Here is a 20,624-nt window from a genome sequence, read left to right as displayed (position 1 = left end):
GACGGTTCAGCTCCGGTCGCGTCCCTCTCTGCGCAGCCGCTCGCGCTCCTTCTCGGACATACCGCCCCAGACCCCGAACCGCTCGTCGTTGGCGAGCGCGTACTCCAGGCAGGCCAGACGCCCTTCGCAGGCGTTGCACAGCTGCTTGGCCTCGCGGGTCGAACTGCCCGGGGCGGGGAAGAAGAACTCGGGCCCGGCCTGCGCGCACAACGCGGTCTCCTGCCAGGCGAGTGCGTCGTCGGTCACGGTGTTGATCAGCATGGTGCCCACGGTGCCCGGTGGCGATAAACGACTGATCAACGATTCATCAATCCGCCTCGCCGGTCCCGCGGCTACTGCCTCGGCTCGGGCCTCATGACCGCGAGGACCGCCCCGTACGGATCGGCGATGTTGGCCATCTTGCCGACGCCGGGCACCTCCATGGCGGCCAGGGTCTCCGTGCCGCCGAGCCGCTTGGCCTCGGCCACCGTGGCGTCCACGTCGGCGACGTCGAAATAGGGCAGCCAGTGGGGGCCGCGGGCGGCCTCGGTCGGGACGTCGCCCATCCGGACCAGGCCGCCGAACGACGCCTCCGGACCGGCGCCGGCCGGGTGGACCGTGGTGTAGGTGTAGTCGGTGCCCTCCACCTTCAACTGGTCGGTCCCCCAGCCGAAGACGGCGTTGAAAAACGCGGCCGCCGCCGGGACGTCGGAGGTGTACAGCTCGGCCCAGAGGAACGAGCCGGGCTCCTGGACGACGCCGAAGCCGGGGTGCTTCTTGGGCTGCCAGGCGGCGAAATACGCTCCGGCCGGGTCCGTGAAGCCGCCCATGCTGCCCAGGTCCAGGACGTCCATCGGCTCGAACGCGGCGCTGCCGCCCGCCCGCTCCACCGCCGCGGCGGTGGCGGCGATGTCGGGCGACTGGAAGGAGATCGACCAGGCGCTCGGCGATTCCTCCTCCGACACCGTCATCACCCCGCCGACGTACCGGCCGTCCAGGGTGAGCATGCCGTAGCCGCCGACCTCGGGGCCGCCGGGGATCAGGTCCCAGCCGAACAGGCCCCGGTAGAACGCGACGGCCCCGTCGAGATCGGGCGTGCCGAGATCGACCCAACTGGGCGCTCCGTCGAGGAAGGTGGGGCTGATCATGGCGTGCTCCTCAGTCGATCCGGTGGATTCCGCTCGTCCGGTCCGGGTGGTCCCGCTCGTCGGTACTTCCGGGGTGGTTCCTCTCGTTCCGAGTCTTGCACCGGGCACGGACGACCGCAGTCCGCGCGGGGCCGACCGGGGCGTTCCACCGGCGGTGCTCGCCTCCGCCGTGCGGCCCAGGGTAGGCATCGCGCGGCCGCCGGGGCCAAGCGTTGGACCGGCGCGTCGCACGCCCGTCCCGCCGCTCACCTCCCGCGCGCCGGACCCGTCGCGACGGGTCCGGGGGTGTCGGCGGGGCGTGGCACGATGGCGGGGAGGCCACAGGAGCGGGGTCCCGGGGCTGCGAGACGCCCCTCGGGAACAGAAGGACGCACATGAAGCAGAGCGGGGCGGCGGGCGGCACGGCCCTCGGGACACTCGCGCACGGGGCCGCCGGGAGCCCGGTGCCCACCGGCGGCGCGGCCCGTGAGCTGCTGGCACGGGCGGAGCGGCTCCTGGAGAGCGCCCGGGCGGTACCGGCGGACCGGGCGGCCGCCGGCGACGCCGTACGGACCGTCCTCGATCCGCTGCTCGACGCCCTGGTGGACCAGGAGCTGGCCCACATCCCCGTCGGCCGGCTCAAGGACGTCACGGAGGGGCGGCTGCGGCTCGGCGCGCTGGAGCAGGCCGGGTTCGGCACGGTCGGGCAGGTCCACGGCACCGGTCGCTACGAGCTGCGGCAGCTCCCCGGGGTCGGTGCGCACACCGCCGACCAGGCGCTGGCCGCCGCCGGGCAGATCGCCCACGCCGTGCGCGACACCGTCTCGGTGCGGATCGACGTGGACGCCCCGGACGACACCAGCACCGCCCTGGTGATCGCCCTGCACCGGCTGGTCGAGGCCGGAGCGGAGGCGCGGCGGGCGGTGGACGCGGCCCGTCGGCTCGGCGAGCGGCTCGGCCCCGCGGTGGCGACGGCAGCGCCGGCCGGCAGCCGGATGCGGATGCTGTTCAGCGGGCGGGAGAAGCGGGCTCGGGTGCGGGAGGCGCTCGACGCGGTGCGGTCGGCCGTGGCGGAGGCGGTGGAGCGGGAGCTGCCGGTGCTGTTCGCGCAGGCGTCGGCCGATCTGCTGCGTTCACCCGCGTCGCCGGCCGAGGCCTGGGTGGATTTCGAGCTGCGCTCCGCCGAGTACTACAGCCTGCTCGCCGAGCTGTCCGGCAGCGGTCCCGACCGCGATGCCGCCGAGGGCTTCCTGCCCGCCGGAATCGCCGACCGGGTGCGCGCGCTGCGCCTGGACGACACGCGTCTCCGGGTGTCCCTGCGCGGCTACCAGGCGTTCGGGGCGCGCTTCGCGCTGACGCAGAAGCGGGTGATCATCGGCGACGAGATGGGGCTCGGCAAGACCGTGCAGGCCATCGCCGCCCTCGCCCACCTCGCCGCCCACGGCGAGAGCCACTTCCTCGTGGTGTGCCCGGCGAGCGTGCTGATCAACTGGACCCGGGAGATCCGGGCCCGCTCCACCCTGCGCGCCGTTCCGGTGCACGGCGCGGAGCGGACCGAGGCGTTCGCGGACTGGCGGGAGACCGGCGGGGTCGCGGTGACCACCTTCGACGCGCTGCATCTACTGCCCGAGGGGGCGGCGGCCGAGGTGCGGCCCGGGATGCTGGTGGTGGACGAGGCCCACTTCGTGAAGAACCCCGAGGCCCGCCGGTCCCGGGCGGTCGCCGGCTGGGCGGAGCGGGTGGAGCGGGTGCTGTTCCTCACGGGCACCCCGATGGAGAACCGGGTGGAGGAGTTCCGCAGCCTGGTGCGCCAACTGCGCCCCGAACTCGCGCCGTCGGTCAGCTCCACACACGGGGCGGCCGGTTCGCGGGCCTTCCGCCGGGCCGTCGCCCCCGCCTATCTGCGCCGCAACCAGGTGGATGTGCTGGCCGAACTCCCGGCGCTGGTCCAGGTGGACGAGTGGGAGGAGTTCGGGGCCGAGGACCGGGCGGCCTACCGCGAGGCGGTCGCCTCGGGACGGTTCATGCGGATGCGCCGGGCCGCCTATGCCGTTCCGGAGTCCTCCGCCAAGCTGGAGCGGCTGCGTGAACTGGTCGACGAGGCACGGGACAACGGCCTGAAGGTGGTCGTCTTCTCCTACTTCCGCGAGGTTCTCGCGACGGTCGGCGACGCGCTGGGCCCGGACGCCTTCGGACCGCTCTCCGGAAGTGTCCCGCCCGCCCGGCGGCAGGAACTGGTGGACGCGTTCTCCGCGGTGGACGGGCACGCGGTGCTGCTGAGCCAGATCCAGGCGGGCGGCACCGGGCTGAACATGCAGGCCGCCTCCGTGGTCGTCCTGTGCGAGCCGCAGATCAAGCCCACCCTGGAGCACCAGGCCGTCGCCCGCGCCCACCGGATGGGCCAGGTCCGCACGGTCCAGGTGCACCGGCTGCTGGCCACGGACAGCGTGGACCAGCGCCTGGTGGAGCTGCTGGCCCGCAAGGACCGGCTCTTCGACGCGTACGCCCGGCGCAGCGACCTCGCGGAGACCACCCCGGACGCGGTGGACGTCTCCGACGCCGAGCTGGCCCGGCGCATCGTCGAGGAGGAGCAGCGGCGACTCGTGGACGACTCCCGCAGGCCGTGACCGGGCCCGCCCCCTCCGCGGGCCCCGCGACGGCCGGGGTCAGTGCTGGTGCTCCGCCGCGCCCGTGTCGGCGCTCTTCTTCTCGGCCTTCTCCGCCTTCTCGCCCTTCTCGCCCGTCTTCTCCCCGGCCTTCTTCTCCGTGGCCCCGGCCGTGTGGTGGTGGGGCTCGTAGCCCGGGATCGTGCCGTCGGGCTTCTTGATCAGCAGGAGCCCCGCCATCCCCATGTCGGAGTGGCTCTGGACGTGGCAGTGGTACATCCACGCGCCCGCGCCCACGCGTTCGCCCGCGATGATCTGGAGGCCGAAGGAGTCCGCGGGTCCGCAGATCTTGTTGTCGATGACCCGGCTGGGGTCGTCGGGGCCGGTCAGCAGACCGGTGCGGTTGTCGGCCCAGCGGTGACCGTGGATATGGAAGGTGTGGTAGTACTCGCCGTGCGTGATCATCACGAATTCGAGCCGGTCGCCCACCGTGGCCTCGAAGTTGACGCTGTTGTGCTCCGCCTTGTTGTTGATCGTCATGTCGTTGAAGACGACCGTGCACGTCTGGTCCGGCAGGATGTCGCCCTTGCGGCGCACGATGACCGGCCCGTAGAGGCCCTTGCGGATGCCGCCGGTGCCGTGGTCCGTGCCGACGACGTGGTCGTGGTAGTGCCAGTAGCCCGCGCTGCCCGGCTCGTAGGTGCCGTCCTTGCGGTTGCCCGGCTTGTGGGTGCGCCAGGTGTACGTCCGGGTGCCGCCGGGCTCCACATGGCTCTTGTTCATCCGGGTGCCGTCGTTGGCGATGTCGTAGTCCACACCGTGCACATGGAGGCTGGCGTCGACGTCGGTGAGGTTCTCGAACTCGATGTGCAGGGTGTCGCCCTCGTTCAGCTCGATGAGGGGCCCGGGGATCGAGGCCTTGCCCTTCTCGAAGCCGTAGCCCAGCTCGCCGTTCGGCAGCTTCTCGGCGTACATCTTCAGTCGGCGGGTGACGCCGCCCGCCGGGGCCGTACGCGGCGGGTTCTCGGCCGAGCTTGCCTCCACCGCCCCGAGCGACAACGATGTCACTCCGGTCGCGGCGACCGCCGCGCCGCCGACCAGCATCCGCCGGCTGAAGGTCCTTCGGTCCATGTCGAACTCCCCACTGCGATAAGGAAACTGGCGAAGCCGCCGGTACGGGACAGCGCTCACGGGATCCCCGGAACGGGCCACACCGTAGCCGGGGCATCCCCGTTTATCCACACTCAGGACAAAGTTCGTGCGATTGCTGCCGTAGCTATTGGCGGACCGCGAAAAGAGGTCTAGCTTCGTGCGCTGTCGCCATGAATCAAGAGCCGGCGAACCACGAGCCAGTAGGCCAAGGGCTCCTGACGAAGAGTGAGCAAGCCACAGTCACCGAGAGGTGCAGTGACCACAGAGGGGTGGGTGACCACATGCAGCGCGCATCACATCACCGGTCCAGATCACGACGCGGCCTCGCGGCGGCCGTGGCGGCCGGCGCACTGACCGTGTCCATGCTGGGCAGCGGCGGCCCGGCCAGCGCCGACACATCGCCGGACCGGGCCTTGGTGGAGAAGATGGCGACAACGTTGTCGCTGCCTTCTCCGCCGGGCGCGAAGAGCCAGGTGAAGGTGCTGGTCTTCCACGCTTCGGCGGGTGACGAGGCCCCGTACACCGACGCCGGGATCGCGGCGATCGAGAAGATCGGGCTCTCCGGGCCCGAGGCCCAGCGGTTCACCACCGTGGCCACCGCCGACCCGAAGGTGTTCACCAACGGCAAGCGGCTCGGCTCCTTCCACGCCGTCGTCTTCCTGACCGGCGGCGGCGACGTCCTCGACCCGGAGCAGGAAGCGGGCCTGGAGGCGTACATGGAGGCCGGCGGCGGCTTCCTCGGCATCCATGACGCGGCGCGCACCGAGCCCTACTCGGACTGGTTCACCGGTCTGGTGGGGGCCCGCCCGGCGGCGAACAGCCCGGCCACCGTGCAGCGCGCGACGGTCGAGATCGGCGACCGGGTCCACCCGGCCACCAAGAACCTGCCGTTGGAGTGGAAGCGCCCCGACAAGTGGCTGAACTGGACGAAGAACCCGTCCGGCGACGTCCACACCGTGGCGCGCGTAAGGGAGTTGACGTACAAGCCGGGCGCGAGCGCCAACGGCTGGGACCACCCGGTCTCCTGGTGCCGCGACTACGACGGCGGCCGCTCCTTCTACACGGCCATGGGCGGTACGGCGGACAGCTTCGCCGAGACCGACTTCCGCGACCATCTGCGCGGCGCGCTCTCCTGGACGAACCGGACCTCGCAGGCCGACTGCAAGGCGACGATCACCTCCAACTACACCGCCGAGCGGGTCACCGAGCCCAACCAGCCGGGCCAGAACGACCAGATCGGCGAGCCGCACGGTCTGGTGACCGCGCCGGACGGACGGGTCTTCTACATCGGGCGCGGCGGGGCCGACAGCTCCCAGCCGGTCGTCATCGACTGGAACGACCCGAACATCGGCAAGGGCAAGGGCGAGATCCACGTCTACGACCCGAAGACCGAGAAGGTCACCCTGGCCGGTGCGCTGGACGTCTTCGGCAACAAGGGCGGCGGCGACGAACTGGTCAAGGTCGAGGAGGGGTTGCTCGGTATCGAGCTGGACCCGGACTTCGCGTCCAACGGCTGGGTGTACCTCCACTACACGCCGCACGCGAAGATCGACCGCGACAAGCGCATGGCGACCCGGCAGGTCTCCCGCTTCACCTTCGACTCGGCGAGCAACAAGCTGGACCTGGCCTCGGAGAAGGTGCTGCTCGACTGGCCGGTGCAGATCAACAGTTGCTGCCACGCGGGCGGCGGCATGGCGTGGGACTCGAAGGACAACCTGTACATCGCGACCGGTGACAACAACTCCTCCGGTTTCAGCGACGGTTACTCCGGCAACAACCCGCAGCCGAACTACAAGGGCGTCTCCTTCGCCGACGCGCGGCGCACGGCCGGCAACACCAACAACCTCAACGGGAAGATCCTGCGGATCCACCCCGAGGACGACGGCACGTACACCCTGCCCTCCGGCAACCTCTTCACCGGCGAGGAGCCGGACGAGGGCGGCGGCAAGACGCGCGGCGAGATCTACGTGATGGGCGTGCGCAACCCGGCCCGGATCTCGATCGACCCCTCGACGGACACGCTGTACGCGGGCTGGGTCGGCCCCGACGCGGGCGCGCCGTCCACCACCTGGGGTCCGGCGAAGTACGACACGTTCGCCGCGATCACCAAGGCGGGCAACCACGGCTGGCCGTTCTGCATGGGCAACAACCAGCCCTACCGGGACCGTAATCTGCCGGATCCGACGAAGCCGCTGGGCTGGTACGACTGCGACGCCCCGAAGAACGAGTCGCCGAACAACGACGGGCTGGTCAAGCTGCCGCCGGTGACCCCGAACACCATCTGGTACTCGCCGCAGGGCGGCGGGGTCGACTACCCGCGCGACGAGAACGGCGTACCGAGCTACAAGGCGGAGGAGGGCAAGGAGCTGCTGCCCTGGCTCAAGGGCGGCGGGCAGGCCACGATGAACGGCCCCGTCTACCGCTACGACGCGCAGAGCGAGTCCACCGCCAAGTGGCCCGCCTACTGGGACGGCAAGTGGTTCGTCGGCGACTTCTACGACGACACCCAGCCCCGGCACGCCGTGCTCACCGACCCGAAGACGGTCGGCAAGGGCGGACTGCCCACGCACGCCGAGTCGTTGAAGAAGATCATCCCGGTCGGGGCGGACGGCATCCGCAATCTGATGGACTGGAAGTTCGCGCCGGACGGTTCGCTGTACGTCCTGGACTACGGCCGCGGCTTCTTCACCTCCGACTCCAAGTCCGCGCTGTGGCGCGTGTCGTACAAGGGCGGCGGCGCGACGCCGGCCGCCGCGGATCTCGTCGGAAAGGCAACGGCGAAGTGAGACATCTCCCCTACCTCGCACGCAGGCGGCACCGTCCGCCGAGCTTCTGGGTGGCCCTGCTGGCCTCCCTGCTGATGGTCCTCGGGCTGACCTCCACGGCCGCGTACGGCAAGGGCGGCGACGCTCCCGGGGCGAAGGCGGCGGACCAGGTGCTGACCTGGACCGCGGGCGATCCGATCGACCACTATCTGACCGCGCCGAAGACGGCGGTGGCCGGCAAGGCGACGATCGTCTTCGAGAACAGCACGGCGACCGGGAACACCACGAGCATGCCGCACACGCTGACGTTCAGCGTGTCGGACCCGGAGTTCAACAACGACGTCCAGCTGAACATCCTGGCCAACCCCGGTGACTCCGAGGGCGGCAAGCACAGCGTGGAGGTCACGCTGTCGCCCGGCCGGTACTTCTACCACTGCACGATCCCCGGGCACGGCCAGATGCAGGGCATCCTGACCGTCACCGAGGGCGGTGGCGGCGAGGACACCGAGGCCCCCGCGACCTCGGCGAAGGTCGAAGGCGACCAGAACGGCGACGGCGCGTACATCGGCCAGGCCACGGTCACCGTCGAGGCCACCGACGAGGGCTCCGGCGTCGACACCGTCGAGTACGCGCTCGGCGCTGACGGCGAGTGGCAGCCCTACACCGCGCCCGTCGTGGTGAACGAGGTCGGCGACCACACGGTCCGCTACCGGGCCACCGACAAGGCGGGCAACGCGGCCGAGGAGAAGTCCGTCGACTTCGCGGTGGCCGCCCCGCCGACCGACGACGAGACGCCGCCGGAGACCTCGGCGACCGTCTCCGGCGAGAAGGACGACGCGGGCGCGTACCTGGGCATGGCCACGGTCACCGTGACCGCGTCCGACACCGGGTCCGGCGTCAACACCATCGAGTACGCGCTCGGCGCGGACGGCGAGTGGCAGCCGTACACCGCTCCGGTGATGGTCCACGAGGTGGGCGAGCACACCGTCCGCTACCGGGCCACCGACCGGTCGGGCAATGTCGCGGACGAGAAGTCCGTCGACTTCACCGTGGTGGAGCCGCCGTCGCAGGACCAGACGGCTCCGGAGACCTCGGTGAAGGTCGAGGGCGACAAGAACAGCGACGGCGCGTTCATCACCAGCGCCAAGGCGACCGTGACCGCGACCGACGACGACTCGGGCGTGGACAAGGTCGAGTACAGCCTGGACGGCGGACCGTACCTCGCCTACACCGCCCCGGTGATCGTCGACCGGGTGGGCTACCACTCCATCGCCCACCGGGCGACGGACAAGGCGGGCAACACCTCCGAGGCGAAGAAGGTGTCGTTCACCATCGCCCAGGGCGGCGGGGTTCCCGCGCCGAACTGCGCGGAGTTCGACGAGCGGCACACCGTGTTCGTCGGCACGATCGACACGGGCGTCCCGAACCGGATCACCCGTAACCGCTGCACGATCAACGAGCTGATCGAGGACGAGAAGGACTGGTCCTCCCACGCCTTGTTCCTCAAGCACGTGACGGCGGTCCTCGACAAGCTGAAGACCGACGGCGTCATCGACCAGCGCGAGCGCCGGGCGATCAACCAGGCCGCCAAGCAGTCGGGCATCGGCAAGCCGGGGCAGTCCGAGGGCTACACCAAGCTCTTCGACGGCACGGCGGCCTCGCTCGCCAAGTGGGAGCAGGTGGGCGGCGGCAAGTTCGAGCTGAACGAGGAGGAGGGCTCGATCACCAGCTCCACCACGGTGGACGGGATGGGCATGCTGTGGCTGCCGAACCGGGCCTACGGCGACTACTCGCTCAAGCTCCAGTGGCGGGACGACGCCCCGGGCTCCGGCAACGCCAACGGCGGGGTCTTCGTCCGCTTCCCGAAGGTCCACGACCACCCGGAGGAGTCGCGTCCGGAGTGGGTCGCCATCAAGTACGGCCATGAGATCCAGATCAACGACCGGCCGGACGGCGACATGTACAAGACCGGTTCGGTGTACGGCTTCGACCGGGTGGGTCTCGGCGGCGCCGGGGTCACCCCCAAGGGCACCTGGAACGACTACGAGATCAAGGTGGTCGACCAGCACTACGAGATCTACCGCAACGGTGTCCTGATCAACGAGTTCGAGAACACCGGCGGTCAGCTCTTCGAGCCGCCGCGCGGCGACGACCCGGGCACCGACGGCCGGCGGTTCGCCTCCGGTTACATCGGGCTCCAGGTCCACGGCGTCACCGACGTCATCTCGTACCGCGACATCCGGATCAAGGAGCTGTAAGCCGTGCTGTAACCCGTAGGGAAGGTCTCAGGTGGCCGCGGCCGCATGCTCCGGCGTGCGGCCGCGGCCACCTGGGTGTCGGTGCCGCCACACCCAGAAGACCGTGCAGGAGACCAGCGCCCAGGCGGCGAGCACCAGATACGGGAAGACGAACTGGTGGCCCTGGTAGTACACGGCGGTGTGCTGGGCGTTGACGGACGCGCCCGGCGGCAGCCAGCGGCCGATGTGGCCGAGCGCCGAGGGCAGCAGCGGCCAGGACACCGCCCCGCCGGAGGACGGGTTGCCGAGCAGCACCATGACGCCCCAGGTCGGGATCATCGCCCAGCGGCCCATCAGGGTGTTGAACATGGTGAAGACCATGCCGGAGGTGAACATCGTGAACGCCAGAATCAGCCAGGACTGGACGAACGGCAGGTCCACCGCACCCAGCCACCAGTCCACGGCCGCCGCGATGGCGAAACCCCCGAGCAGGGCGTACGCGGCGGTGAAGGCGATCCGCTCGGCCGGGTTGAGCCCGTGGGCGTGCACGCTGAGCTGGATCGCGCCGAGGAAGCCCATGATCACGGCGGCCAGCGAGATGTAGAACAGGGCGAGCCCGCGCGGATCGCCCCGCTGGAGCGGCTTGACGTCCCGGACGGTGACCTCGACCCCGGTGGCGTCCCCCACCTCGAGACCCGCCTTGCCGAGCAGTTCGGCCACGGACGCGCCGGAGGCTCCGGCCACGTCGAGCGCCACCCCGTCGTCGGCCGCGCGCACGATGGCGAAGACCTTCTGTTCGTCCAGGGCACGGCGGGCGTCGGCGACGTCCGGGTAGTCGCGCAGCTCCAGCGAGGCGTCGAGCGCCTTCTCCATCCCGGCGACGAACGCCTCGCCGCGCTCCACCTCCGGCTGGGTGACCAGGGCGGCCGGGATGCGGTGCGGGGTGGGGTTGGCCATCGCGTACGTGTAGGAGCCGGCGAAGAGACCGGCCGCGGCGGCGACGATCAGGACGAGGACGGTCGCGGGCAGGAACGGGCTGTTCTTGTACGCCTCCCAGCGCTCGCGGAGCGTGAGCGGCCGCCCGTGCGCGCCGTGCCGCTCGCCGCTCCCGCCCTGCTCCGTGGATCCGCTCACGCGGGGTCACCGTCGTCGTGGCGGGCGCGGCTGGGCTGGACGCGCTTGGGCTCGCCGGGCATCTTCGGATACTCCGGCGGGTAGGGCATGTCCCCGAGCCCGCGCTCCTTCTCGTCCCGGTCGGCCAGCTCCAGCAGCCCGTCCAGCCGGAACGCCTCCTGGTCCATGTCCGCGTGGACGTCGCCGAGTTCGGCGTACCGCCCCGGCATCGTGCGGAGGTCGAAGTCACGCGGCTCCGCGTCGTCGATCTCGTCCCAGCGCAGCGGTGCCGAGACCGGGGCGTGCGGGAAGGGGCGTACGGAGTAGGCGGAGGCGATGGTGCGGTCGCGGGCGGTCTGGTTGAAGTCGACGAAGATCCGCTCGCCGCGCTCCTCCTTCCACCAGGCGGTCGTCACCCGCTCGGGCATCCGCCGCTCCAGCTCGCGCCCGGCGGCGATGGCCGCGCGCCGCACCTCGACGAAGGTCCAGGCGGGCTCGATGGGCACGAAGACGTGCATCCCGCGCCCGCCGGAGGTCTTGGGCCAGCCGCGTACGCCGTGGTCCTCCAGGACCGAGCGCAGCTCGTGGGCGGCGGTGACCGCGTCGGCGTAGTCGGTGCCGGGCTGCGGGTCCAGGTCGATGCGCAGTTCGTCCGGGTGGTCGGTGTCTCCCGCGCGGACCGGCCAGGGGTGGAAGGTGAGGGTGCCGAGGTTGGCGGCCCAGATCACGGCGGCGAGTTCGGTCGGGCAGATCTCGTCGGCGGGACGGCCGCTGGGGAAGGCGATCCTGGCGGTGGGGATCCAGTCGGGGAGGTTCTTCGGGGCGCGCTTCTGGTAGAAGAAGTCGCCCTCGACCCCGTCCACGAAGCGCTGGAGCGTGGTCGGCCGGTGGTTCAGGGCACGCGTGATCCCGGGGCCGACCGCCAGGAAGTACTCGGCCACGTCCCTCTTGGTGTAGCCCTTCTCCGGGAAGTACACCTTGTCCGGGTTGGACAGCCTCACGGCCCGTCCGCCCGCGTCCAGCTCCACCGCTGCTCCCATGACGGCCACCGTAGGCCGGTCGCACATATGCCGCACATCGGGCGACATGGGTGGGTGTGCGGTCCAGAATCGGACCATGGACCTGCCGGTGATGCCGCCCGTGAAGCCGATGCTCGCGAAGTCGGTGGCCAAGATCCCGCCGGGCATGGCCTACGAGGCGAAGTGGGACGGCTTCCGGGCGATCGTGTACCGGGACGGCGACGAGGTCGAGATCGGCAGCCGTACGGGCAAGCCGCTGACCCGCTACTTCCCCGACCTGGTCGACGCCGTACGGGACAACCTTCCGCCGCGCTGTGTGATCGACGGGGAGATCGTCATCGCCCACGAGGGGCGGCTCGACTTCGAACGGCTCAGCGAGCGCATCCATCCGGCGGACTCCCGGGTGCGGATGCTCGCCGAGCAGACCCCGGCGAGCTTCATCGCCTTCGACGTCCTCGCGGTCGACGACACCTCTCTTCTCTCCACCCGGCAGGCGGACCGGCGGGAAGTGCTGAAGGCGGCGCTCTCCGGTGCCTCCGCACCCGTCCTCCTCGCCCCGTCCACCACGGACATCGAGGTCGCCCGGGAGTGGTTCGACCGGTACGAGGGCGCCGGGCTCGACGGGATCGTGGCGAAGCCGCTCGACCTCCCCTACCGGCCCGACACCCGGGCCATGTACAAGATCAAGCACGAGCGGACCGCCGACGTCGTGGTGGCGGGCTACCGCGAGCACAAGAGCGGGCCGGTCGTCGGCTCGCTGCTGCTCGGCCTGTACGACGCCGACGGCGTGCTCCAGCACGTCGGTGTCTGCGCGGCCTTCCCGATGAAGCGGCGTGCCGAGCTGGCCGAGGAACTCGCGCCGCTGCGCTGCGCGTTCGCCGAGCATCCGTGGGCCGCGTGGGCGGACGCGGCGGCCCACGAGCAGTCCCGGCTGCCGGGCACGCAGAACCGCTGGACGGGCAAGAAGGACCAGTCCTGGGTGCCGCTGCGCCCGGAGCGGGTGTGCGAGGTGGCCTACGACCACATGGAGGGCGACCGGTTCCGGCACACCACCCAGTTCCGTCGGTGGCGGCCGGACCGGTCACCCGCCGGCTGTACGTACGCGCAGCTGGAGGAGGTCGTCTCCTACGACCTGTCCGAGGTGCTGTCAGGCGGCTGACTCCGGGTCACCGGTCGGCGTGGCGCAGGGCTCGTCCGACCCGCCCGGGTCAGGTGTGCCGGCGTCGTCGGACGGGGACGGCGACGGGGTTTCGCCGGGGCAGCCCGGGTCGGTCCCGCCGGGGTCGGGCGGTGTGGTGGGCCCGGTCGGGTCGGGGCTGGGGCTCGGGCCGGGCTCGGTGGGGCCCGGGTCGGTCGGGTCCGTCGGATCGGGGCTGGGGCCGGGGTCGGTCGGGCCGGGGTCCGTCGGGTCGGGGCTCGGGCTCGGCGAGCCGGGGCCCGTGGGGCGCGGGGTGGGTGTCGGGCTCGGCGGGCGCGTGGGCTGCGGGCCGACGATGACGCCGCCGTCGTCCTTGCCGGGGCGTTCCGGCGCGCCGGGGCCGCCGACCGGGGCCTTGGGCCGGGTCTTTCCGCCGGGGCCGGGGCTGACCGGGAGGACGCCCTCGCCGTCGGCGACCGGGTGGCTGCCCTTGCGGTAGAACTCCAGCCAGGACAGCACCGTCCGCAGATAGGTGTCGGAGCGGTTGTAGCTGAGGACGGCCCGGTCCAGGTCGGAGCGCCGGTTCAGATCGCGCGGCCCGGCGCAGAGGTAGTGCCCGGCGGCGAGCGCCGCGTCGTAGACGTTGTTCGGGTCCTTGCGGCCGTCGCCGTTGCCGTCCGCGCCCCAGGACGCCCAGGTGGACGGGATGAACTGCATGGGCCCGACGGCCCGGTCGAAGGCACGGTCGCCGTCGTACACCCCGTTGTCGGTGTCCCGGATCAGCGCGAAGCCGTTGCCGTCGAGCGCCGGGCCGAGGATCGGGCTGAGCGTCGTCCCGCGGGCGTCGACCCGCCCGCCGGATGCCTGGCCGGACTCCACCTTGCCGATCGCCGCGAGCAGCTGCCACGGCAGTCCGCAGCCCGGGTCGCTGCGGCCCACCGCGCTCTCGGCCTTGCGGTAGGCGTCCAGGACGGTGGCCGGAATGCCCGCCTCGGACCAGGCGCGGACCACCACGGGGTCGGGTTTCGTGCCGGGCTTCAGGGGCCGCGGCGGCTTCGGGGACCGCAGCGGCGGCAACTCGGTGTGGTAGACGTCGTCGCCGGGCACCTCGGTCCACACGACGTCGTCGGCGGCCGCCGCCTTCTCCTGCCGGGGCTCGGGCAGGGCGAACCCCGGTGCCTGGGACGCGGTGAGCGCGGTCATCGCGGCGACGGCGGTGGCCGTGGTGCTCAGCCGGCGGCGCACGGTGCGGTCGAACCTCATGGGGGCTCCCCTCTCCGGGGCTCAGCGAGTGAACGTGTCGATGGCGGCGATCAGCCAGCTGTCCCCGCGGCGGACGGCGTCCACGGCGAACATGGCCGCCGCGTACGTCGTCTCCTCGTCCTTGCCCGTACGGGTGTTGCTCTGGTCGGCGAAGACCAGCAGCCGGGCCCGGTCGCCGTCGAGGAACTCGACCCCGCTCTCGGTGACGGTGGTGGTCAGGACGAGCTTCTGCTTCGGGGCCTGCTCCCGTACGTCGGCGAGCATGTCCTTGTGCTGCTGCACGGCCCGGCCGGTCAGATAGGTGCTCGCCGCACGGTCGGAGCGGGCGGGCGAGGCGTAGTCGTAACTGAACACCGCGCCGACGGCCTCGCTGATCCGGCCCTTCACCTCACTGGTCCGGCCGATGTCGGTGAGCGCGGTGTTCTGCCGGGCCGGCTCGTCACGGAGACTGCCCGCCGAGGCGAACGCCCAGGCGGCGAAAGCCCCCAGGAGCACGGTGAGGGCGCACAGCAGGACGGGCAGCGTGACGCGGAGTCGGAGCGTCCTGGCGCGGGGGGTGTCCGCCGGGGCTTCGGAGCCGACGTCAGTGTCGGTGTCGGTACCGGTGTCGGTACCGGTGCTCGCTTCGGCGTCGGTGTCCGGGGCGGCCGGTGGGTCGGGCTCGGCCGTGGTGACCGGGCCTGCGGTCGCCCCGGACACCGGTTCCGGTCCGGTCTCCGCCGTACGCGGTGGTGCCGTGGCCAGCCGGCGGCGGCGGTTGACGAGGTGGCGGGTCGTCGACATGGGCGGGGTCCTCTCCGGGGCGTACGGGGCGGTGCGGGGCGGTGCGGGGCGGGGCGGGCGGATGCGGGAGCGGAGGTCAGCCGGCCGTGGAGCCGACGGGCGCCTGGCCCAGCGCGCTGAGCTTCCACCCGCCGGCGGTCCGGGTGAGGCTCCCGAGCAACCGGCTCTCCTTCACCGCCGGTTCGCCCTTCGGCGCGGTCACGGTGACCCGGATCGCCACCATCACCCCGGCCCGGCCCGCCCGTTGGTCCAGTTCGGTCACCGCGCCGGAGAGGACCTTGGCCGTGCTCACCGTCTTCGCCTCGGTGATCTGTTTCGCGAACGCGTCGCGCCCGTCGATGAGTTGGCGGTGCAGATCGCCGGTGGTGGACTGCTCCCAGCTGTCGAGCCCTTTCTCCAGCGAGCGGTGGTCCAGGGTGTTCATGTTCTGCACCGCCTGTTCGCCCGCCGCCAGCGCGTCGTCCCGCGCCTGCGCGAAGGACGCCGCGTCGTCGTGCGCCGCCTCGTAGCGCGACCAGCCGCCCCAGCCCGCCGCTCCGGCCGCGCACACGGCGAGGGCCAGCGCGACAATCACGAGCGGATTCCTGGTCCCGGTCCGTACCTCCCCGGCCTGCGCGTCCGCCGTGTCCTGCTCCGCTTTCCGCTGCCGTGCCATGTGCTGCCTCTCCCCTGCCTGCCGAACCGGACCGGTGCGCCAACGTCTCCGAGCCGCCGTCATGTGGAGCCGATCTCGACGATCCACCAGCGTCCGTCGCGCAGTTCGGCGGTCACCGTGAGCTGCGCGGAGGCGGTGGTCGGCGCGCGGCCCCGGCGCTCGTAGACCTGGTCGAGGAAGACCAGGAGGTGGGCGCTGCTGCCGGTCAGCCGGGTCACCCCGGCCCGGACGACCTCGGTGGTGAGCATCAGCTTCTGGTCGGTGGACTGCCGCTCGACCTGGCCGAACAGGGCCGCGTACTGCTGGAGCGCCTTGCCCGCCAGGACCTCTTTCGCCGCCGCCCTGGTGACGGCGGTGGCCCCGGGACCGTACGAGAAGATCTTTCCGAGCGCGCTGCTGACGTCGCCGGTGACCCGGGCGGTCGCCTCCGCGTCGGTGAGGGCGAGGTTCGCGGTGGCCGGGGTGTCGCGCAGCCGGCTGCCCTCGGCGTACAGGGCGGCGCCCGTGGCGGTCAGGGCGACCGTCAGCAGGACGCCGAGGACGCGGGGCCACCGGCGGCGGGGCGCGTCGCCTTCTTCCTTCGCAACCGGCTCGGCCGTATCAGCCGTTTCGGTCTTCCGGTGGCCGGGGACGTCGGCGTGCTCCGCCTCCAGGTCCGTGTCCGTCGTCGTGCTGTTCATCGTCGGCGTTCCTCCCCGCGGCCTCATCGGCCGCCGCCCGTTCCGATCGCCGTGAGCGCCTTGACCTTCCAGCCGTCGGCCGTACGGGCGAGGGTCGCCGTGAACCGCTTGCGCTGGGTGCCGGCCGCGCCGGTGCGCGGAGTGACCCGGACGTCCACGGTGGCGATCAGCTCCGCCGTGCCCGTGCGCTCGTCCAGTGCGGTCAGCGCCGCCGATGTGACCTTGCCGCGGGCCGTGTCGCCCGCTGTCGTCAGGGACTTCGCGTCGGCCTTCCGGGTCCGTTCCAGCTGGTCGTGCAGCGGCCCCGTGGAGGAGTCCAGCCAGGCCCGCAACCCCTCGTCGACCCGCTTCGCGTTCTCGCCGTCCAGGCTGTTCAGCGTGGCGAGGTGCCGCTTGCCCTCGGTCAGGGCGGTGTCGCGGGCCTTCGCGTAGGACAGGGAGCGGTCGCCGCGCGCCTGGCCGTACGACCAGGCCCCAAGGCCGCAGAGGAGCGCGGCGACGAGGAGGACGGCCCAGCCGGCCCGGCTTCGGGTGCGGGGCGTCATGAGCCGCCTCCCAGACCGAGCAGTCCGGCCATGCCCTCGGCCGGCGGCTGCGAGGCCCCGGCCGCGCCGGCCTCGGTTCCGGGCAGCTTCATCGAGCCCGGCACTGCGGGCTTCGGCACCGGGCCGCCCTTGGGGGCGTTGGCGCTGCCCCGGACGTTGATGCCGGTGCCGGGCGAGGAGGTGCAGCGGGCGGCGGTGTTCACGGCGGGCCCGGCCGAGGTGTTGAGGCCGTTGCGGTAGACCGTGCCGCCGTAGCCGGCGGTGCAGGGCAGCGGTTCGAAGAAGGTGACGGACATGCCGAACCGGGCCCCGTCGTCGTCGACCGCGCTCGCTCCGGCGGCGGCGACGGCGGGCAGCTTCACCAGCAGTTCCTCCAGTCCTCGCTGTCGGGTGACGGCGACCTCCGAGGTGGTGAGGAGGTTGGCGACGACGACGCCGAAGGCCGGGTCCAGGTCGCGGAGCAGTCCGCTGATCTGGACGGCGGCGTCCGGGGTGGTCGCGATCAGGCGGCGCAGGTCGGTGTCGGAGCCCTTGAGTTCGGCGGCCAGTTCCTTGGCTCCCGAGGCGAAGCCCTTGAGTGCCCGCCCCTGTTCGGCCTGGGTCCGCAGGACGCGCTCGCCGTCGGCCATCAGCCGGGTGGTGACCGGCAGGGCCCGGTCCGCGGACTCGATGAAGTCGCCGCCGGTGTCCAGCAGGACCTGAAGGTCGTCGCCGCGCCCTTCGAAGGCGGCGCCGAACTCCTCGACGACGGTCCGCAGGCTCTCCAGGTCCACCGAGCTCGCCAGGTCGTCGACGCTGGTGAGGACGTCGGTCGGAGGTGCCGGGATGGTGGTGTCGGCCTCGTCGATGACCGAGCCGTTGCCCAGGTAGGGCCCGTCCGCGCGGGTGGGCCGCAGGTCGACGTACTGCTCGCCGACGGCCGAGAGGTTCGCGACGACGGCGGTGAGGCTGTCCGGGATCGGCGGGGCGTCCTTCTCGATCCGCAGCTGGGCCTCGACGCCCTCGTCGGTCAGCTCGATCGGGCCGACGCGGCCCACGGAGACGCCCCGGTAGGTGACGTTGGAGTGCGTGTACAGGCCGCCCGTCTGCGGGAGCTGGACCGTGACGGTGTAGTAGCTGCGGAGTCCGACGTAGTGGCCGAGATCGGCGTACCGCACGCCGAGATAGCCGAGGACCAGGACGGCGATGACGAGGAACGCGAGGTTCTTCAGCCGGATGGCGAGGGTGATCACGGTGTCGCCTCCTTCTCGGTCTCCGGCGTGCCCGGTGGGGTGGTCCTCGGTGTGCCCGACACGGCCGGCAGGGGCAGCGGGAGTGGGCTGCGGGCGGCTGCCGCCGCGCCCTCGCCCTCGGCCGGGGGCAGCGGGATGCCGGGCTCGTCCGGAGTGAGCGGCGGGATGATCTGCGTACCGGGCAGGGCCGTCACGTCCAGGTAGACGTTGAGGTAGTCGCCCTTGACGCCGCGCAGCACCTCGTCCGTGAAGGGGTAGGTCAGCAGCACCTGGAGGGAGTTGGGAAGGTCCTGGCCGGAGTCGGCGAGCGCCTTGAGGGTCGGGGCGAGCGCCTTGAGGTCGGCGATCATGTCGGCTTTGCTCCGGTTGATCGTGTCGACGGCCACGGTGGAGAGGGTGTCGAGGGAGCGCAGCATGGTCAGCAGGGAGCCGCGCTGCTTCTCCAGGACCTTGAGTCCGGGGCTGAGCCCGGTCAGGACGGTGCCGACGTCCTGCTTACGGGTGGCGAGGGTGGCGGCGAGCCGGTTGACGCCGTCGAGGGCCTTGGTGATGTCGCCCTTGTTCTCGTCCAGGTTGGTGACGAGGGTGTCGACCCGCTTGAGCATGGAGCGGATCTGCGGTTCCTGTCCGGCGAGCGCCTTGTTCAGCTCGGTGGTGATGGTCTTGAGCTGGTTGACGCCGCCGCCGTTGAGGAGCAGGGACAGGGCTCCGAAGACCTCTTCGACCTCCGGGTTCCGGTTGGTTCGGGAGAGCGGGATGCGGCCGCCGGCGGCGAGCGAGCCCTGTGCGGTGCCCTCGGGGGGCGGGGCGAGCTGGATGAACTTCTCGCCGAGCAGGCTGGACTGTTCGAGACGGGCGTAGGCGTTGGCGGGCAGCTTGATCTTCCCGTTGACGCGCATGGTGACCCGGGCCCGCCAGCCGTCCGGGGCGAGGGCGATCTTCGTGACCCGCCCGACGGACACGTCGTTGACCTTGACCGAGGACTGCGGGGCGAGGCTGAGGACATCGCCGAACTCGGCGGTCACCTCGTACGGGCGGTCGCCGAGGTCCGCGCCGCCGGGCAGCGGGATCTGTTCGATGCCGGTGAAGGAGGGGGTGTCGGGGCGGACCGCGACCAGGGCGATCAGGGCGCCGGTGGCGAGCAGGGCCACGGCTCCGACAGCGGCCCGTACGACGGGTCTGCGCCGGGCGTCGTCGTTCATCGTCGCGCCCCCTTCTGCCGGCCGGGCTGCTTCTCGGGGGTGCCGTAGACCGTGCCGACCTCGGGCAGCGGCAGGACGGGCAGGGCCTTGCGGCGGGTCGCGTCGACGGGGGCGAGGCCGGTGAGCCGGCCGGCCGCTTCGGCGGCCCCGGGGTCGACGAGCGGTCCGCCCATGGAGAGTTCGTTGAGGTTGGTGCGCCCGTTGAGGGTGCGGTTGGCCGGGTCGTAGGCGTTGAGCACGTTTCCGGCGGCGAGCGGCAGGGTGTCCATCGCCTCGGCGAGCGAGGCGCGCTGGTCGACGAGGGCCTGGGTGACGGGCACCAGGGCCTCGACGTTCTTCTTGAGCGCGCCGCGGTTCTTCGCGATGAAGGCCTTCACCTGGCCGAGGGCGGTGCCGAGTTCCTTGAGGGCGGCGCTGAGGTTCTTCTTGTCGTCGGCGAGGAAGGAGGTGACCGTGTTCAGCTGCTGCTCGGCGCTGCGGACGTTGCCGTCGTTCTCCTTGAGCATGGTGGTGAAGGTCTGTAGGTGGGCCAGGGTGTCGAACAGGTCGCCGCTGCTCTTGTCGAGCGTCTTGGTGGCCTTGCCGAACTGCTCGATGGAGTCCCCGATGGCCTTGCCGTTGCCGTCGAGGTTCTTCGCCCCGGTGTCCAGGAGCCGGGCGAGCGCCCCGTCGGCGTTGGCCCCGTTCGGGCCGAGCGCGGTGGAGAGTTCGGTGATGGAGGCGTACAGCTCGTCGACCTCGACGGGGGTGGCGTTGCGGGCGGCGGGCAGGACCGCGTCGTCGGCGAGGCGGGGGCCGCCGTCGTAGGCGGGGGCGAGCTGGATGTAGCGGTCGGCGACGAGGCTGGGCGCGACGACGACGGCGTGGGCGTCCTCGGGGACGTCGATGCCCCGGTCGAGACGGAGCACGACCTTCACCTCCTTGCCGCGCGGTTCGACGGAGTCGACGGTGCCGACCTTGACGCCGAGGATCCGCAGGTCGGATCCGGCGTAGACGCCGGTGGCCCGGTCGAAGTAGGCAGTGACGGTGGTCTTCCCGTCCTCCTCCAGAGCGCTGACGCCGGTGGCGGCCGCGACGGCGACGAGGGCGAGTCCGGCTCCGATGCCGGTGATACGGGTGCGTCTCATG

The 20,624-nt window shown here is 71.8% G+C and carries 17 protein-coding genes; 4 read left to right on the top strand and 13 right to left on the bottom strand.

Annotation, left to right across the window (positions count from 1 at the left end; genetic code table 11):
* Positions 1 to 6: 6 nt before the first annotated feature.
* Together KV381_RS32055 and KV381_RS32050 are read right to left on the bottom strand one after the other, a co-directional pair.
* The gene (locus KV381_RS32055; protein ID WP_030076314.1) at positions 7 to 261 is read right to left on the bottom strand and encodes a WhiB family transcriptional regulator; all 255 of its coding nucleotides are present in this window, start codon (positions 259 to 261) and stop codon (positions 7 to 9) included.
* A 71-nt stretch (positions 262 to 332) separates the two neighbouring features.
* Positions 333 to 1,127 (bottom strand): VOC family protein, encoded by a 795-nt coding sequence (locus KV381_RS32050; protein WP_218786890.1) that lies wholly within the window; start codon positions 1,125 to 1,127, stop codon positions 333 to 335.
* Between the two features lie 374 nt (positions 1,128 to 1,501).
* On the opposite strand from KV381_RS32050, the gene KV381_RS32045 reads away from it, so the two are divergent.
* Positions 1,502 to 3,733, top strand: coding sequence for a DEAD/DEAH box helicase (locus KV381_RS32045; protein WP_218786889.1), 2,232 nt, complete (start codon positions 1,502 to 1,504; stop codon positions 3,731 to 3,733).
* A 39-nt stretch (positions 3,734 to 3,772) separates the two neighbouring features.
* On the opposite strand, the gene KV381_RS32040 is transcribed toward KV381_RS32045, so the two are convergent.
* A complete protein-coding gene (locus tag KV381_RS32040) occupies positions 3,773 to 4,843 on the bottom strand; it encodes a multicopper oxidase domain-containing protein (protein ID WP_218786888.1) in 1,071 nt (356 codons plus the stop codon).
* Between the two features lie 302 nt (positions 4,844 to 5,145).
* Here KV381_RS32040 and KV381_RS32035 point away from each other — a divergent pair, with 302 nt between their 5' ends.
* Positions 5,146 to 7,650: a ThuA domain-containing protein gene (locus KV381_RS32035; protein ID WP_234024515.1), complete on the top strand. Its 2,505-nt coding sequence runs from the start codon at positions 5,146 to 5,148 to the stop codon at positions 7,648 to 7,650.
* Positions 7,647 to 9,887, top strand: coding sequence for an OmpL47-type beta-barrel domain-containing protein (locus tag KV381_RS32030; protein ID WP_256995190.1), 2,241 nt, complete (start codon positions 7,647 to 7,649; stop codon positions 9,885 to 9,887). Before KV381_RS32035 ends, KV381_RS32030 begins: the two co-directional genes overlap by 4 nt.
* Positions 9,888 to 9,914: 27 nt before the next feature.
* Here the strand turns inward: KV381_RS32030 and KV381_RS32025 are convergent, their stop codons facing one another.
* Entirely contained in the window at positions 9,915 to 11,000 is a 1,086-nt protein-coding gene (locus KV381_RS32025) for a hypothetical protein (RefSeq protein ID WP_103536659.1), read from the bottom strand.
* Positions 10,997 to 12,019: a non-homologous end-joining DNA ligase gene (ligD, locus tag KV381_RS32020; RefSeq protein WP_230543496.1), complete on the bottom strand. Its 1,023-nt coding sequence runs from the start codon at positions 12,017 to 12,019 to the stop codon at positions 10,997 to 10,999. Before ligD ends, KV381_RS32025 begins: the two co-directional genes overlap by 4 nt.
* Before the next feature lie 76 nt (positions 12,020 to 12,095).
* Between ligD and KV381_RS32015 the strand changes: the two genes are divergently transcribed.
* A complete protein-coding gene (locus KV381_RS32015; RefSeq protein WP_030623364.1) occupies positions 12,096 to 13,157 on the top strand; it encodes an ATP-dependent DNA ligase in 1,062 nt (353 codons plus the stop codon).
* Here the strand turns inward: KV381_RS32015 and KV381_RS32010 are convergent.
* From KV381_RS32010 to KV381_RS31975, 8 genes are all read right to left on the bottom strand, one after another.
* The gene (locus KV381_RS32010; protein ID WP_218786887.1) at positions 13,146 to 14,399 is read right to left on the bottom strand and encodes a lytic transglycosylase domain-containing protein; all 1,254 of its coding nucleotides are present in this window, start codon (positions 14,397 to 14,399) and stop codon (positions 13,146 to 13,148) included. The two genes, KV381_RS32015 and KV381_RS32010, sit on opposite strands and share 12 nt — an antisense overlap.
* 21 nt (positions 14,400 to 14,420) lie before the next feature.
* Positions 14,421 to 15,182: a hypothetical protein gene (locus KV381_RS32005; protein ID WP_218786886.1), complete on the bottom strand. Its 762-nt coding sequence runs from the start codon at positions 15,180 to 15,182 to the stop codon at positions 14,421 to 14,423.
* Positions 15,183 to 15,258: 76 nt separating this feature from the next.
* A complete protein-coding gene (locus tag KV381_RS32000) occupies positions 15,259 to 15,837 on the bottom strand; it encodes a nuclear transport factor 2 family protein (RefSeq protein WP_050495438.1) in 579 nt (192 codons plus the stop codon).
* Positions 15,838 to 15,896: 59 nt separating this feature from the next.
* Positions 15,897 to 16,517: a hypothetical protein gene (locus KV381_RS31995; RefSeq protein ID WP_078611028.1), complete on the bottom strand. Its 621-nt coding sequence runs from the start codon at positions 16,515 to 16,517 to the stop codon at positions 15,897 to 15,899.
* A gap of 23 nt (positions 16,518 to 16,540) precedes the next feature.
* The gene (locus tag KV381_RS31990; RefSeq protein WP_030076288.1) at positions 16,541 to 17,062 is read right to left on the bottom strand and encodes a hypothetical protein; all 522 of its coding nucleotides are present in this window, start codon (positions 17,060 to 17,062) and stop codon (positions 16,541 to 16,543) included.
* Complete coding sequence (locus KV381_RS31985) at positions 17,059 to 18,294, bottom strand: MCE family protein (protein ID WP_030076286.1); 1,236 nt, start codon at positions 18,292 to 18,294, stop codon at positions 17,059 to 17,061. The genes KV381_RS31990 and KV381_RS31985 overlap by 4 nt, the downstream gene beginning before the upstream one ends.
* Positions 18,291 to 19,496, bottom strand: a complete 1,206-nt coding sequence (locus KV381_RS31980) for an MCE family protein (protein ID WP_030076284.1) — start codon at positions 19,494 to 19,496, stop codon at positions 18,291 to 18,293. Before KV381_RS31980 ends, KV381_RS31985 begins: the two co-directional genes overlap by 4 nt.
* Positions 19,493 to 20,623: an MCE family protein gene (locus KV381_RS31975; protein WP_030076282.1), complete on the bottom strand. Its 1,131-nt coding sequence runs from the start codon at positions 20,621 to 20,623 to the stop codon at positions 19,493 to 19,495. The genes KV381_RS31980 and KV381_RS31975 overlap by 4 nt, the downstream gene beginning before the upstream one ends.
* Position 20,624 lies beyond the last annotated feature (1 nt).

The sequence above is a fragment of the Streptomyces sp. WY228 genome (genome assembly GCF_019287315.1).
Lineage (GTDB): Bacteria > Actinomycetota > Actinomycetes > Streptomycetales > Streptomycetaceae > Streptomyces > Streptomyces caviscabies.
This window is presented reverse-complemented; position numbering and strand designations above follow the sequence as displayed.

Bases quoted from the DNA above. Each gene is read 5' to 3' on its own strand.
- KV381_RS32055 (WP_030076314.1), bottom strand. From the start codon at position 261: ATGCTGATCAACACCGTGACCGACGACGCACTCGCCTGGCAGGAGACC.
- KV381_RS32050 (WP_218786890.1), bottom strand. From the start codon at position 1,127: ATGATCAGCCCCACCTTCCTCGACGGAGCGCCCAGTTGGGTCGATCTC.
- KV381_RS32045 (WP_218786889.1), top strand. From the start codon at position 1,502: ATGAAGCAGAGCGGGGCGGCGGGCGGCACGGCCCTCGGGACACTCGCG.
- KV381_RS32040 (WP_218786888.1), bottom strand. From the start codon at position 4,843: ATGGACCGAAGGACCTTCAGCCGGCGGATGCTGGTCGGCGGCGCGGCG.
- KV381_RS32035 (WP_234024515.1), top strand. From the start codon at position 5,146: ATGCAGCGCGCATCACATCACCGGTCCAGATCACGACGCGGCCTCGCG.
- ligD (WP_230543496.1), bottom strand. From the start codon at position 12,019: ATGGGAGCAGCGGTGGAGCTGGACGCGGGCGGACGGGCCGTGAGGCTG.
- KV381_RS32015 (WP_030623364.1), top strand. From the start codon at position 12,096: ATGGACCTGCCGGTGATGCCGCCCGTGAAGCCGATGCTCGCGAAGTCG.
- KV381_RS32010 (WP_218786887.1), bottom strand. From the start codon at position 14,399: ATGAGGTTCGACCGCACCGTGCGCCGCCGGCTGAGCACCACGGCCACC.
- KV381_RS32005 (WP_218786886.1), bottom strand. From the start codon at position 15,182: ATGTCGACGACCCGCCACCTCGTCAACCGCCGCCGCCGGCTGGCCACG.
- KV381_RS32000 (WP_050495438.1), bottom strand. From the start codon at position 15,837: ATGGCACGGCAGCGGAAAGCGGAGCAGGACACGGCGGACGCGCAGGCC.
- KV381_RS31995 (WP_078611028.1), bottom strand. From the start codon at position 16,517: ATGAACAGCACGACGACGGACACGGACCTGGAGGCGGAGCACGCCGAC.
- KV381_RS31990 (WP_030076288.1), bottom strand. From the start codon at position 17,062: ATGACGCCCCGCACCCGAAGCCGGGCCGGCTGGGCCGTCCTCCTCGTC.
- KV381_RS31980 (WP_030076284.1), bottom strand. From the start codon at position 19,496: ATGAACGACGACGCCCGGCGCAGACCCGTCGTACGGGCCGCTGTCGGA.
- KV381_RS31975 (WP_030076282.1), bottom strand. From the start codon at position 20,623: ATGAGACGCACCCGTATCACCGGCATCGGAGCCGGACTCGCCCTCGTC.